At 63.4% G+C, this 14,326-nt stretch carries 12 protein-coding genes; 3 read left to right on the forward strand and 9 right to left on the reverse strand.

Translation table 11 applies throughout. The features are described 5' to 3' along the window. The first annotated feature begins 45 nt into the window (after positions 1 to 45). Together CWE01_RS21800 and mgrA are read left to right on the forward strand one after the other, a co-directional pair. Positions 46 to 1,374 carry an LLM class flavin-dependent oxidoreductase gene (locus tag CWE01_RS21800; protein WP_100942615.1) on the forward strand — a complete coding sequence of 443 codons (1,329 nt, stop codon included), beginning with the start codon at positions 46 to 48 and terminating at the stop codon, positions 1,372 to 1,374. 38 nt (positions 1,375 to 1,412) lie between these two features. Next, positions 1,413 to 2,450 (forward strand): L-glyceraldehyde 3-phosphate reductase, encoded by a 1,038-nt coding sequence (mgrA, locus tag CWE01_RS21805; protein ID WP_100942616.1) that lies wholly within the window; start codon positions 1,413 to 1,415, stop codon positions 2,448 to 2,450. A gap of 191 nt (positions 2,451 to 2,641) precedes the next feature. Here mgrA and CWE01_RS21810 read toward each other — a convergent pair whose 3' ends face one another. The 3 genes from CWE01_RS21810 to CWE01_RS21820 are packed head-to-tail and all read right to left on the reverse strand — an operon-like array spanning position 2,642 to position 7,850. Continuing rightward, positions 2,642 to 5,695: an efflux RND transporter permease subunit gene (locus CWE01_RS21810; protein ID WP_100942617.1), complete on the reverse strand. Its 3,054-nt coding sequence runs from the start codon at positions 5,693 to 5,695 to the stop codon at positions 2,642 to 2,644. Beyond that, positions 5,692 to 6,762 (reverse strand): efflux RND transporter periplasmic adaptor subunit, encoded by a 1,071-nt coding sequence (locus CWE01_RS21815; RefSeq protein ID WP_100942618.1) that lies wholly within the window; start codon positions 6,760 to 6,762, stop codon positions 5,692 to 5,694. The genes CWE01_RS21810 and CWE01_RS21815 overlap by 4 nt, the downstream gene beginning before the upstream one ends. Next, positions 6,759 to 7,850 carry an efflux RND transporter periplasmic adaptor subunit gene (locus CWE01_RS21820; protein ID WP_100942619.1) on the reverse strand — a complete coding sequence of 364 codons (1,092 nt, stop codon included), beginning with the start codon at positions 7,848 to 7,850 and terminating at the stop codon, positions 6,759 to 6,761. The genes CWE01_RS21815 and CWE01_RS21820 overlap by 4 nt, the downstream gene beginning before the upstream one ends. Positions 7,851 to 7,961: 111 nt before the next feature. On the opposite strand from CWE01_RS21820, the gene CWE01_RS21825 reads away from it, so the two are divergent. Beyond that, a complete protein-coding gene (locus CWE01_RS21825; RefSeq protein WP_100942620.1) occupies positions 7,962 to 9,122 on the forward strand; it encodes an AAA family ATPase in 1,161 nt (386 codons plus the stop codon). 92 nt (positions 9,123 to 9,214) lie between these two features. Here CWE01_RS21825 and CWE01_RS21830 read toward each other — a convergent pair whose 3' ends face one another. From CWE01_RS21830 to CWE01_RS21855, 6 genes are all read right to left on the reverse strand, one after another. Next, complete coding sequence (locus CWE01_RS21830; RefSeq protein WP_100942621.1) at positions 9,215 to 9,997, reverse strand: MetQ/NlpA family ABC transporter substrate-binding protein; 783 nt, start codon at positions 9,995 to 9,997, stop codon at positions 9,215 to 9,217. Between the two features lie 262 nt (positions 9,998 to 10,259). Further along, on the reverse strand, positions 10,260 to 11,168 hold the full coding sequence (locus CWE01_RS21835; RefSeq protein ID WP_100942622.1) for a sigma 54-interacting transcriptional regulator: 909 nt from the start codon (positions 11,166 to 11,168) through the stop codon (positions 10,260 to 10,262). Between the two features lie 57 nt (positions 11,169 to 11,225). Then, positions 11,226 to 11,807 carry an alpha/beta hydrolase gene (locus CWE01_RS21840; RefSeq protein WP_100942623.1) on the reverse strand — a complete coding sequence of 194 codons (582 nt, stop codon included), beginning with the start codon at positions 11,805 to 11,807 and terminating at the stop codon, positions 11,226 to 11,228. Between the two features lie 207 nt (positions 11,808 to 12,014). Continuing rightward, positions 12,015 to 12,416, reverse strand: coding sequence for a biopolymer transporter ExbD (locus CWE01_RS21845; RefSeq protein ID WP_100942624.1), 402 nt, complete (start codon positions 12,414 to 12,416; stop codon positions 12,015 to 12,017). Between the two features lies 1 nt (position 12,417). After that, a complete protein-coding gene (locus CWE01_RS21850) occupies positions 12,418 to 13,143 on the reverse strand; it encodes a MotA/TolQ/ExbB proton channel family protein (RefSeq protein WP_100942625.1) in 726 nt (241 codons plus the stop codon). 43 nt (positions 13,144 to 13,186) lie between these two features. After that, positions 13,187 to 14,005, reverse strand: a complete 819-nt coding sequence (locus tag CWE01_RS21855) for an energy transducer TonB (RefSeq protein ID WP_100942626.1) — start codon at positions 14,003 to 14,005, stop codon at positions 13,187 to 13,189. Positions 14,006 to 14,326 lie beyond the last annotated feature (321 nt).

Raw genomic sequence — 14,326 nt, forward strand, 5'->3', positions numbered from 1 at the left:
GCCGTTGCGTGCACCAACCCTCAATAAATCGCCAAGGACTCTGTCATGACCCACACCCCGCGCCAGCTGAAACTCGGCGCCTTCCTGATGGCCACCGGGCACCACGTCGCGGCCTGGCGCCATCCGGATGTGCCGGCCAACGCCGGGCTGGATTTCGCCCACTACAAGCACCTGGCCCGCGTCGCCGAGGCGGCGAAGTTCGATGCCCTGTTCGTTGCCGACAGCGTCGCCGCGCCCAGCGCTGAAATCGCCAGCCGCATGGCCCGCTCGGAACACTTCGAACCGCTGACCTTGCTGTCGGCGTTAAGCGCGGTGACCGATCACATCGGCCTGATCGCCACCGCCACCACCAGCTACAACGAGCCGTACCATGTGGCCCGCAAGTTCGCCTCGCTGGATCATCTGTCCGGCGGGCGCGCCGGCTGGAACCTGGTGACCTCGGACAACGCCGCCGAGGCCCAGAACTTCGGGCGCACCGAACATATCGGCCACGCCGAACGCTACAGCCGGGCGCGGGAGTTTCACCAGGTGGTCACCGGCTTGTGGGACAGCTGGGAGGACGACGCTTTTACCCGCGACAAATCCAGCGGCCAGTACTACGACCCGGCGCGCTTGCATGTGTTGAATCACAGTGGCGAACACTTCAAGGTCAAGGGCCCGCTGAATGTCGCCCGCTCGCCCCAGGGCCAGCCGGTGATCGTCCAGGCCGGCTCCTCGGAGCTCGGCCGTGAGCTGGCGGCGCAGACCGCCGAAGTGGTGTTCACCGCGCAAACTTCGTTGAGCAAGGCCCAGGCGTTTTATGCCGATCTCAAAGGCCGCCTGGCGAAGTTCGGACGTTCGACCGACTCACTGAAAATCATGCCCGGGGTCTTTGTCGTGGTCGGCCAGAGCGAGGCCGAGGCCCGGGAAAAATATGAATCGTTTCAGCAATGGGTCGAGCCGGAGGTTGGCGTCGCGCTACTTGGGCGTATGCTGGGTAACTTCGATCTGTCTGGATACCCGCTGGACGGCCCATTGCCTGAGCTACCGCTGACCGACAGCGGCCAGCAAAGCCGCCAGCAACTGCTGACCGAACTGGCCGGCGCGGAAAACCTGACCCTGGCCCAGCTGGGACGGCGTATCGCCGGCGGACGCGGGCACTACAGCCTGATCGGTACGCCGACGCAGATTGCCGACGAGTTGCAGGCCTGGTTCGAACAGGGTGCGGCGGATGGCTTCAACGTGCTGGTGCCGCATCTGCCGGGCGGGCTGGAAGACTTTGCCGCCAGTGTCGTCCCGGAACTGCAACGCCGCGGGCTGTTCAGAACAGAGTACCCAGGCACCACGCTGCGCGAGCACCTGGGGCTGGCACGGCCGGCCAACCGATTTTTATAGCGACGATCTGTATCTACTGCCAAACGAGAGAGGGTTCGATGACTTACCAAGCTGCCGAAAACCGCTACGACTCCATTCCCTACCGCCGCGTCGGACGCAGCGGGCTGGTACTACCGGCGCTGTCCCTGGGCCTGTGGCACAACTTCGGCGACAGCACGCCGATCGACACCCAGCGCGCGCTGTTGCGCACCGCCTTCGACCTGGGCATCAACCACTTCGACCTGGCGAACAACTACGGGCCGCCCTACGGCAGCGCCGAGATCAACTTCGGCCGTCTGCTGCGCGAAGACTTCAAGCAGTACCGCGATGAACTGATCATTTCCAGCAAAGCCGGCTGGGACATGTGGCCCGGCCCTTACGGCCAGGGCGGCGGTTCGCGCAAATACGTGCTCGCCAGCCTCGACCAGAGCCTGCAACGCCTGGGCCTGGACTATGTGGATATCTTCTATTCGCACCGCTTCGACCCGGACACCCCGCTGGAAGAAACCGCCAGCGCCCTGGCTACCGCCGTGCAGCAGGGCAAGGCGCTGTATATCGGCATCTCGTCGTACTCCGGGGTGAAAACCCGCGAGATCGCCGCGCTGCTGAAAGAATGGAAAGTCCCGCTGCTGATTCACCAGCCGGCCTACAACCTGCTCAATCGCTGGGTGGAAAAGGACCTGCTGGACACCGTCGAGGAGCTGGGTACCGGGGTGATTGCCTTTACCCCCTTGGCACAAGGTCTGCTGACCGACAAATACCTCAATGGCGTGCCGAAGGATGCGCGGGTCAATCGTCCGGGCGGCGGTTCGTTGCAGGCCTCGCATTTGTCCGAGACGAATATCGCCCACGTGCGGGCGTTGAACGAGATCGCCCAGCGTCGCGGCCAGAGCCTGGCGCAATTGGCCTTGGCCTGGACCCTGCGTGACCCACGAGTGACCTCGGCCCTGATCGGCGCCAGCCGGCCGGAGCAGATCATCGAGAACGTCGGCGCGCTGAAGAACCTGAGTTTCACCCAGGAAGAACTGGCGGAGATCGATCGCTTTGCCCAGGAAGGCGGGATCAATTTGTGGGAGAAGCCGTCGACGGCGGAGTGATCACTGGCCCCTTCGCGGGCAAGCTCCGCTCCCACAATGTTCGAGTCGTACTCAAATCTTGAGTACGGCGCAAAACCTGTGGGAGCCGGCTTGCTGGCGATGGCGTCCGGTCAGGCGATGCAAGGCCACTGGCCTTATCGCCAGCAAGCCGGCTCCTACAGGGGTATCGGGACATACCCGAAAAAACGTTTCTACCGGACCTCCGGCTCCGGCTCCCGAATCCTGTACCACGCCACATACAGCGCCGGCAGGAACATCAACGTCAGCACCGTCGCCACCACGATCCCGCCGATCATCGCGTAGGCCATCGGGCCCCAGAACACTTCCCGGGCAATCGGGATCATCCCCAAACTCGCCGCCGCCGCCGTCAGCAAAATCGGCCGCCGCCGATGCTCCGTCGCCTCCACCACCGCATCCCACGGCGCATAACCATTACTCTCGTACTCGTTGATCTGGGTCACCAGGATCACCGAGTTGCGGATGATGATACCGATCAGCGCCAAGATCCCAAGGATCGCCACAAAGCCCATCGGCGTGCCCGTCGGCACCAGCGCCAGGACCACGCCGATCAGCCCCAGGGGCGCGACACTGGCCACCAGGAACATCTTCTGCACGCTGTGCAACTGGATCATCAGGAAGGTCGCCATGAGGAACAGCATCAGCGGCACCACCTTGGCAATCGGCCCCTGGGCCTTGCCGCTCTCCTCCACCGTACCGCCAGTGACCACCTTGTAGCCCGCCGGCAAGCCGGCGGCGAACTGGTCGATATCAGGCTTCAGTTGCTTGACCAGATCGGTCGGCTGCAACTTGCCGCGCACACCGGCCTTGAGGGTAATGGTCGGCAAACGGTCACGGCGCCAGACCAGCGGCTGCTCCAGTTCATAACGCACCGTGGCGAACGCCAGCAACGGAATCGACACCCCGTTGGGCGTGACGATCTGCAGGTTCTGCAAGGTTTCCGGCGTGCCCCGCTCACTGTCCACCGCGCGCCCGACCACGTTGATCAGGTAGATGTCGTCCTTGACCTGGGTCACCGGCGAACCGCTGACAATGCTGTTCATCAGCCTCGCCACATCCTCGGATGACAAACCGAACTGCCGCGCCTTGTCCTGGGCGATATCGATGCGCAGGACCTTGCCCGGCTCGTTCCAGTCGTAAATGGTCTCGCCGACATTGGGGTTCTTGTCGAGGATGGTCGCCAGTTCGATGGCGTGCTTGCGCACCTGGTCGATGTCCTTGCCGCTGACCCGGTACTGCAACGGCCGCCCCACCGGCGGGCCCATTTCCAGGGTCTGGACAAAGCTGCCGATGCCGACGAAATCCTCCCGCAAACGCTTGTTCAACCGCTCGATCAAGGCGGCACGCTGTTCCAGGCCCTTGCTGACGATGATCAGTTGCGCGTAGTACGGGTTCTGCAATTGCTGGTCGAGGGGCAGGTAGAAACGGATCGCGCCCTCGCCGATATAGCTGCTCCAGCGCAGGATGTCCGGATCGTCCTTGAGGCTGGCCTCAAGTCGGTCCACCGCCTTGCGCGTCTCGTTGATCGAGGCGTTTTGCGGCAGGTTGAGGTCAACGAGGATTTCCGGGCGGTCCGAGGACGGAAAGAACTGGTTCTGCACAAAACGCATGCAGAACACCGACAAGACAAAGATCAGCACCGTGAGGCCGATGGCCCACCAGCGATTGCGCATCGACCAGAGCAGCCCGGCATTGAAGCCCCGGGCAATCCGGCCCGGCTCCGCGTTGTGACCCTTCACTTTTTCACTGAGGATATGCACGCCGATCACCGGCGCGAACAGCACCGCGACCACCCACGACACCAGCATCGCCACGGCGATCACCGCGAACAGGGTGAAGGTGTATTCCCCGGCGGAGCTGGCATTGAGGCCGATGGGCACGAAGCCGGCCACGGTCACCAGGGTCCCGGTGAGCATTGGAAAGGCCGTCGAGGTATAGGCGAATGTGGCCGCCTGCTCCTTGGTGTCGCCCTTTTCCAACCGCGTGACCATCATTTCCACGGTGATCATCGCATCGTCCACCAGCAGGCCGAGGGCGATGATCAGTGCGCCCAGGGAAATCCGCTGCATGGTGATGCCGCTGTATTCCATGAACACGAAGACCATCGCCAGCACCAGCGGGATCGAGCAGGCCACCACCAGTCCGGCACGCATGCCGAGGGCGATAAAGCTCACCACCAGGACGATGATCACCGCTTCGAACAGGGCACTGGTGAAACCGCCGACGGCCTTTTCCACCACCTCGGCCTGGTCGGAAACCTTGTGCACGCCGACGCCCACCGGCAGTTCGGCGGTCAGGCTGTCCATGCGCGCGTGCAGGCTCTTGCCGAAGTCCTGGATATTGCCGCCCTTCTTCATGGCGATCGCCAGGCCGATGGCCGGCTGGCCGTTGTAGCGGAACAGCGGGGTCGGCGGATCGACATAGCCGCGGCTGATCTCGGCAATATCGGCCAACCGGTAGAAGCGGTCATTGAGCTTGAGGTTGACCGCCTCCAGGTCTTTCTCCGAGGCGTATTGCCCGGAAGCCCGTACCGAAATCCGCTCCGGTCCGGCCTCGATCACCCCGGCCGGGGTCACCGCGTTCTGCGATTGCAGGCTCTGCACCACCTGGCGCTGGTCGATGCCCAGGGCGGCCAGCTTGCGGGTGGAGAAGTTCAGGTAGAGCACTTCGTCCTGCTCGCCGATCATCTGGATCTTGCCCAGCCCCGGCACATCGCGGATCTGCGCCCGCACCTGTTCCACGTAGTCACGCAGTTGACGCATGCTCAGGCCGTCGCTGGTGAAGGCGTAGACCGAACCGAACACATCGCCGAACTCGTCGTTGAACCCCGGCCCCTGGATACCCTGGGGGAAGTCGCCGCGAATATCGTCGATCTTCTTGCGCACCTGGTACCAGATCTGCGGGATGTCCTTGCCGCTGGTGGTGTCGCGCAGGAACACGAACACCGTCGACTCGCCCGGCCGGGTGTAACTCTTCACGTAGTCGAGGGAGTCGAGCTCTTCGAGTTTTTTCTCGATGCGGTCGGTGACCTGTTCCAGGGTGTCATCCACCGTGGCGCCAGGCCATTTGGTCTGGATGATCATGGTCTTGATGGTGAAGGACGGATCTTCCTCGCGCCCCAGGTTGATGTAGGAAAACACTCCCATCAACAGCGCGACGAACATCAGGTACCAGACGAACGACTGGTGTTTGAGGGCCCACTCGGACAGGTTGAAGGACCCTTTCATTGGGCTTTTTCCTCAGCGACTTTGACTTTCTGCCCCGGTTTCAGGCTGTTCACTCCGGCACTCACCACCCGTTCGCCGGGTTTGACGCCGGAGGCCAGCAGCACGCCGTCGGCATCACGACTGAGCACCCGGACCTCGCGCAGCGCGACCGTCTGGCTCTGTGGGTCGATGATCCAGACCCGCGTCTGCCCCTCGCTTTCCAGCAGGGCCGAGAGCGGCAGGCGGGTCCGTGGCTCGATGGCCGAGCTGAGGGTGACGCTGATGGAGCTGCCCAGGCGAAACGCCGCCGGGGTCTCGGCCAGGGTCAGCCGGGCACGCCGGGTGCGGGTGGCGCTGTCGGCCTGGGGCTCGATCTCCCGCAGGTGCGCGGTGGTGTTGACGGCGGGGTCGAGCTGGCTGGCGACGCGGAATTCGACGCCCTCGCTCAGTTGATCGGCCAGGGGGGCCGGCAGGTCGATGACCGCCTCCTTGATATCCGGACGCGCCAGGGTCACCACTTGCTGGCCGGCGCTGACCACCTGGCCGGCCTCGGCTTTCCAGGCGGTGACCACCGCCGCGTGGTCGCTGTGCAGTTCGCTGTAGCCGAGCTGGTCGCGGGCCTGGCTGACCGAAGCCTTGGCCTGTTCGAGGGAGGCGCCGGTGGTTTTCAGGTCGGTCTGGGCAACGTCCAGTTGCGCCTGGGCACCGACGCCCCGGTCGAACAGCTCCTGCTGGCGTCGGGCATTGGCCTGGGCATTGATCCACTGCGCCTGGACCCGTGCCAGATCACCTTCGGCGGCGCGCAACTGGTTCTGTTGATCGGTCGGGTCGAGGCTGGCGAGCAAGGCGCCCTGCGCCACTTCGCTGCCGACATCCACATAGCGCCGGGCAATACGTCCCGAGACGCGGAAACCCAGGGTGCTTTCATAACGCGCCTGGATGCTCCCGGCGAAACGCCCGAGGCTCTGTTCCAGTGCCGGCTTGACCTCGACGAACAACACCGGGCGCACCGGTTCAGGAGCGGGCTCCTGTTTCGAGCAGGCGACCAGCAAGGCGCCGCCCAGCAACATCAGCGACAGGCGCTTCATGGCTGGGCTCCCTTGGCCGGTTGCGCGGCGATCTCCACCAACATGTCCGGATGGAGCAATTGCCCGCCGGCGATCACCACCTTTTCGCCGCCCTGGAGGCCGTCGCTGATGATCACATGGCCGGTCAGGTAGCGCCCGACCTTGACCCGGTGCAGGCTGACCTTGCCGCTATCGTCCACCAGCCACACGGCCGGCTCGCTGATGTCCTTGGTCAGGGCCGACCAGGGCAGTTCGATGCTGGCTTTGCCGGGGGCGGTGACGGTGGCGCTGACCACCGAGCCCAGGTCCATGCCGGCCGGCAGCGCGCCGAGGGCGACCTTGACCTGGACGGTGCCACTCTGGGCCGAGACGGCCGGGGTCACTTCACGGACCTTGCCGGTGGCCTGGATAGCCGGTTTGTCGAGCAGGGTCACGGTAATGGTCTGGTCGCCGGGCGGCTCCACCAGCAGCGATTCATAGACGTTGAACACCGCGTCGCGTTCGCCGTCGCGGGCCAGGCTGAAGATCGGCATGGTCGCCTGCACCACCTGCCCGACCTCGGCCTGGCGGGCAGTGATCACCCCGGGAGCTTCAGCGATCAGCGAGGTGTAGCTCAACTGTTCGCGGGCATTGGCCAACTGTGCCTGGGCCGCCGTAAGCGCGCTCTTGCTGCTCAATAAGGCAGCCTGGGCCGAATCGTATTCGCTGCGACTGGTATAACCCTTGGGCAGGAGTTTCTGCTGGCGGACGAACGCCGCGCTGGTCTGCTGCACCCGCGCCTGCTGGGCGTTGACCTCGGCCTGGGCTGTGTCGACATTGGTCTGCAGGTCTTTGGGATCAAGCTTGGCGAGCACCTGTTTGGCGGAGATACGCGCACCAACGTCGACATTACGCTGGATGATCTTGCCACCGACACGGAACGACAGATCGGTCTGGACCCGGGCCTGGACATCGCCCGTCAGGGTCACGGCGGCACCGAAATCCTTGAGCTGCACCTGTTCGACGAAGACCCGGGGGCGCTCGGTTGCAGGCGGCTTTTCATGACCGCATCCACTCAAGAGCGCTGCCAGGCCGAGGGCGACCGTCCACTGTGTTCGCTGCCCTTTCATGCACGCTCCTTTGCGTAATACAGTTTCGCCAGTGCCGTTACGACTGTTAGCGTAGAACAGGGTTCCCTACGTGCACATCAACGACTCGACTCATCCGGCAGGACGCTTTCCATGCTCAAGACCCTGGCGGTCGCCAACTACCGCTCGATCAACCAACTGGTGGTGCCCCTGGGTCGACTGAACCTGATCACCGGGCCCAACGGCAGCGGTAAATCCAACCTCTATCGCGCCCTGCGCCTGCTGGCGGAAACCGCCCAGGGCGGGGTGGTCAATGCGTTGGCCCGTGAAGGCGGGCTGGACTCGACCTTCTGGGCCGGACCGCACACCATCACCCGGCGCATGCGCAACGGCGAAGTGGCCATCGAAGGCGGGCCACGCCCAAAAGCCAAGCGCCTGCGCCTGGGGTTTGCCGGTGAAGACTTCAGCTACGCGATTTCCCTCGGTTTGCCGGAGCCCAGCAGCTCGTATTTTGCCCTGGACCCGGAGATCAAGCGCGAATGCATCTGGGCCGGGCCCCTGTATCGCCCGGCCAGCCTGCTGGTGGGACGCTCGGGGCCGATGGTCAAGGCCCGCGAAGGGCGTGGCTGGGAGGTGCTGGCGCAACATACGCCGAGCTTCGACAGCCTGTTCGATCAGGTCGGCAATCTGCGCGGCTCACCGGAAGTGCTGTTACTGCGCGAGAGCATTCGCGGCTGGCGGTTTTATGATCACTTTCGCAGCGATGCCGAGGCGCCGGTGCGTCAACCCCAGCTAGGCACACGCACGCCGGTGCTGCATCACGACGGTCGCGACCTGGCGGCGGCGTTGCGGACCATTATCGAAGTCGGCGATGCCCAAGCCCTGCACGCAGCCATCAGCGATGCCTTTCCTGGCTCGCGACTGGAGATCGCGCCATTGCAGGGCGCGCGCTTTGCCATCGAGTTCTATCAGGAAGGGTTGCTGCGACCGCTGTCGGCTGCCGAGCTGTCGGACGGGACCTTGCGTTACCTGCTGTTGATCGCGGCGCTGCTGACGCCCCGGCCACCGACCCTGATGGTGCTGAACGAACCGGAAACCAGCCTGCACCCGGACCTGCTGCCGGCCTTGGCGCGCCTGATCGTACAGGCTTCGGAGCAATGCCAGGTGTGGGTGGTGTCCCATGCCAGCCGCCTGATCGCGGCGTTGCAACAGGACCCGGCGTGCAACTCCATCGTCCTGGAAAAAATCCTTGGGCAGACCGGGGTGGTCGGCCAGGGCATGCTCGATGAGCCGGCCTGGAACTGGCCGGATTGACCGCCGGTGTTTGCCGGATGGGAGCTGGGAAATAAAAAACGCCGACGCTGGTTGCTCGTCGGCGTTCAAACCTTGAAGGGGTTATTCGCGAATCAGAACGCCGGCAATACCGCGCCTTTGTACTTCTCGGCGATGAAGGCTTTCACTTCCGGGCTGGTCAGGGCCTTGGCCAGTTTCTGGATCGCGTCGCTGTCCTTGTTGTCCGGACGAGCCACCAGGAAGTTCACGTAAGGCGAGTCGGCACCTTCGATCACCAGCGCGTCTTTAGCCGGGTTCAGGCCCGCTTCCAGGGCATAGTTGGTGTTGATCATGTCCAGGTCGACCTGGTCCAGAACCCGTGGCAGCAGGGCCGATTCCAGTTCCTTGAATTTCAGGTGCTTGTCGTTCTTGACGATGTCTTTGGGTGTCGACAGGGCATTGGTCGGGTCTTTCAGGGTGATCAGACCGGCTTTCTGCAGGAGCAGCAGGGCACGGCCGCTGTTGCTGCCTTCGTTCGGGATGGCCACGGTGGCGCCGTCTTTCAGGTCAGCCAGGCTTTTGACTTTCTTCGAGTAACCACCGAACGGTTCGACGTGCACGCCGATCACGGTGACCAGGTTGGTGCCCTTGCCTTTGTTGAAGCCATCCAGGTACGGCTTGGTCTGGAAGTAGTTGGCGTCCAGGTGTTTCTCGGCCACCTGGGTGTTCGGTTGTACGTAGTCGGTGAAGACCTTGATTTCCAGGTCCACGCCTTCTTTGGCCAGGGTCGGCTTGATCAGCTCGAGGATCTCGGCATGGGGGACCGGCGTTGCCGCCACGACCAGTTTCTCGCCGGCCTGGGCCAGACCTGCCGCCAGAGCAGCCGCCAATGCGGTAAACAACAGAACCTTTTTCATGCAGTGTCCTTATCGAAGATCACGGTCGTCATCGACGACAGCCTTGAGAGAGAGGTGCCAGCAAAGTGATATCGCTGGCGTGGGGCAGAAGATACCGATATTTTTTATTCCAGAACAATATCTTTTATTCATCTTCATATTCCATTTTGTTCATACAGCCACTGCCCTTTGTAGGAGCCGGCTTGCTGGCGATGAACGAAAACGCGGTGTCCCTGGGACACCGCGTCGCTTGAATCGCCAGCAAGCCGGCTCCTACAGAAAATCAGGTGCCTGCGTTATCCAGCAGGCGCTTGAGCGCCGCCAGTTCCTCAGGAGAACTGCTGCCGATAAATTGCTCGATCAAGGCCAACGGCGCCGGCAGATTCAGATGCTCCGGCAAAATCTCGTCGCCGCTGCTGACCAGCAAGGCAAAGTGAATGACATTCTCCAGCTCGCGGGTATTGCCCGGCCAGCTGTGACGCTCCAGGGCACGCTGGGCGCTTTCGCTGATCAGCGGTACCGGCAGGCTGAGGCGCTGACTGTAGATGCCGAGGAAATACTCGGCCAGGGACAGGATGTCGCCGACCCGTTCGCGCAACGCCGGCAACTCCAACCGGCCTTCGCTGAGGTAGTGATACAGGCGCTCATGGAATTTCCCCACCGCCACCGCCTGGGCCAGGTCGATGCTGGTGGCCGCCACCAGGCGCACATCCACCGGACTCGGTTGCGGCGCGCCGACCCGGGTGACTTCGTGATTTTCCAGGGCCGCGAGCAACTTCACCTGGATCGGCAGCGGCAGGTCGCCAATCTCGTCCAGGTACAAGGTGCCGCCGTTGGCCGAGCCGAACCAGCCGGCGCGGCTGCTGGCCGAACCGCTGTAGGCCCCGGCCGCATAACCGAACAGCTCGGCATCGGCGTAGGTCGGGCTGATGGCGCCGCAGTTCACCGAAACGAACAAGCCGGTGCGATCACTGGCACGGTGGATATGCCGGGCGAGCAACTCCTTGCCGGTGCCGGTCTCGCCACGGATCAAGACCGGCACCGACTTGGGCGCCAGGGTCTCGAGTTCTTCACGCAGTTGCCGCGAACGTGGATCGACGAACACCAGCGCCTTGGCGCGAATGCTCAGCGGGCTTTTTTCCGAATCGGGAAAGGTCAGCAGCGGCTGACCGAAGGTTTCATGCAGGCTCATGGCAGGCTCCCGCCCAAAACCGCCAACGGCAGTGGGCGTTCAAGCAAAAGAAAGAATTCAGGCGCGACGCAGGGAATGCTGTTCCATTCGGGTCTGCAGGCGGTACAGGTAGGCAAAACCCTGTTCCCAGCGCTGGTGACCGGACTTCACATTGATATGCCCGGCACCGCTGAGGATGCTCGCTTGCGCGCCCCAGTCGCGGGCCAGTTCCAGGGTCCGCGGGGCGCTGACGGCAGCGTCGTTGTCGGAGGCGACGATCTGGCTCGGGAACGGCAGCAGGTCGGTCGGAATCGGCGCAAAGTTACGCAAGGCCGGCGCGCAGGCGGGACGCTCGACATCGGCCGGGGCCACCAGCAGCGCGCCACGGACCTGGCGCAGCAGGTGCAGCGGCGCCGTTTGCGCCCAGTGGGCAACCGTGATGCAACCCAGGCTGTGGGCGATCAGAATCACCGGCGTATCGTCCGCGGCAATGGCTTCGGCCAGGGCCGCGACCCAGTCTTCGCGGCGCGGCGTCAGCCAGTCGGCCTGCTCCACCCGCGCACTGTTGGGCAGACTGTTCTGCCAGTGGGTTTGCCAATGATCTTCTGGCGATCCTTGCCAGCCCGGCACGATCAGATAACGAATCGACTCGTTGCGCATGGGGTACACCTCCTCCAGCGTTTGCGTTCCTGATCGAGTATAGGGAGGAGAGTTATATTCGTTAAGGAATAAGAAGCTATTTATTAAGACCATAAAGAAATATAAGACCGATCATCCCGTTGATCGGCCTGCGCGCTTATCCAGAAATAAAAAAAGGGCCGCACCCTGCCAAGGAGACGGCCCAAGAAACTCGAGGATGTGTTGCGTTCAGCGCGCGGTAATCACCGACAGCTTGGTAATCCCGGCCCGCTCGATGGAGGCCATGGCCCGCGCCACTTCTCCATAGTTCACGCCGTTGTCGGCCTGCAATTGCACCCGCAGGTCCGGGTCCTTGGCCTTGGCCGCCTGGAGGTTGAACTCCAGCAACTCGGGCTTGATTTCGTCCTTGTTGAGGAACAGCTTGCCGCTGCCATCGATGCTCACCACCAGCGGGTCCTTCTGCTCCACCGGCGCCACGGCTTCGGTCTTCGGCAGGTTGATCGGAATCGCATTGGTCAACAGCGGCGCGGTGACGATAAACACCACCAGCAGCACCAGCATCACGTCCACCAGCGGTGTGACGTTGATCTCGCTCAATACCTCATCGCTGTCCTGGGTCGAGAAGGCCATATCAGGACGCCTCCTTCACTTTCTGCGCCGAACCCTGGGCGGCCGCTTTGTTCGCCGTCGGGTGGATCAGCACGCGGAACGAACTCTTCTGCGCCAGGCTGTAGAAGTCATGGGCGAAGTCATCGAGGTCGGCGGCGGTGAGTTTCAGGCGACGCAGGAAGTAGTTGTAAACCAGCACCGCTGGCACCGCGACGGCGATCCCGACGCCGGTGGCCACCAGCGCGGCACCGATCGGCCCGGCAACGGTTTCCAGGCTCGCGGAACCGGCGGCGCTGATGCCTTTCAAGGCTTCCATGATCCCCCACACGGTGCCGAACAGGCCGATAAACGGAGAGGTGCTGCCGATACTGGCGACCACCGCCAGACCGGTTTCCAGGGAGCGTCGTTCCCGCACGATCTGCTGGCGCAGGGCACGTTCGAGACGGTCCTGGTGATTGATTGCCTGGCTCAGATCCGCCGCGTGGGGCGCATCGCCGACCTGGATCGCGGCATAACCGGCCTGGGCCACGCGGGCGGCGGCGCCCGGTTGGGTTTCGCTGAGCTCGGCGGCCGAGTCGAGGCTGGAAGCGGCCCAGAACTGTTTGTGGAACTTGCGATCCTGCGCCTTCAGGCGGCCGAACTGCACGCCCTTGAGCAAAGCCAGGCCCCAGGTGGCGACGGAGAAGACCACCAGCAGCCAGATCACCGCGCTTTCGATGGATTGGAGTGGAGATGCCAGTAACGTCATGATGTGTTCCCTCTGTGGAAGCGTTTAGCGCGTTGGGTGCCGATCAGTGGATCTTGAAGTCGATGGGTACGCTGACCCAGCCGACCTGGGCGACATCGCCCTGCTTGGCCGGGACAAAGCTCCAACGCTTGACCGCTGCCAACGCGGCGTCGTCGAGTTGCTGGCGACCACTGGTTTTCTGAATCTGGATCTCGCCCGGTTTACCGCTGGCCAGGACCTGCACCCGCAACAAGACCGTGCCTTCCCAACCGCGACGCTGGGCCAGCTGCGGATATTCCGGCGCCGGGTTCTTCAGGTACGCGGCGCTGGCCGAAGCCGGGGTCACCGGTGCCGGAGTCGGCGGCGCGGGTGGCGCTGCCCGAGCCGCCGGTTGTGGCGGCGCGGGCGGTTGCTCGACCGGCTTGGGCGCAGGTTTCGGCTCAGGCTTGGGAACCGGCTTGACCTTGGGCTTGGGTATCGGCTTGGGCGGCGGCGGTTTGGCCGCCAGCTCATCGACCACCGGCGGCGGCGGCTCGACCACCGGTGGGGGCGGCGGAGGCGGAGGGGGTGGAGGCGGCGGTTCAACCACAGGCGGAGCCGGTTGGGAGAACTCGATGGTCATCGGTGGGATTTCCGGCGGCACCACCGGCAGCACCGGGGTTTCCTTCTGGCTCAGCCAGTAGATCACCGCGCCATGCAGCACCAGCGCGAACACACCGAGCAAGATCGCCTCGCGTCGGCTGAGGATGCCCTTGGGCACTTTCTGCAGACGCAATTGCCCCAGCGGCGCGCGGTGGGGCCGGCCGAGGTCGACCAACTCGCCACCCGGTGCCTGAGGCCTGCGCACCTCATGTGCACTGGCAGCGGTCTGGACATTGCCCATTGAATAACTCCTGCGGTCTTCAGCAAAAAATCGTCGAGGCGCGCTTGGCGGCGTCGAGGTGCCGATGATCCACGGAGGCTGCTTAGGCCTTAAAGTAATATTTAAAATTATACATAGAACAAAAATGAATATTGATTTTCAGTGCGCCGCTCAAGGCCGCGTGTTTCAAGGGCTCCAGCCAATCGCCCGGGAAGCCATGCTTTTCAGGCATTGAAAATATTCGCTCAAGGCATGCCTTCAAGGCTCAAAACCGCTACTTGATGAGCGATTTCAAACACGCAGCGGCGATCACCACACGGACAACCGCGCGGATGGCAAAGA

Source organism: Pseudomonas sp. QS1027 (assembly GCF_002814235.1).
In the GTDB taxonomy this organism is placed as follows: domain Bacteria; phylum Pseudomonadota; class Gammaproteobacteria; order Pseudomonadales; family Pseudomonadaceae; genus Aquipseudomonas.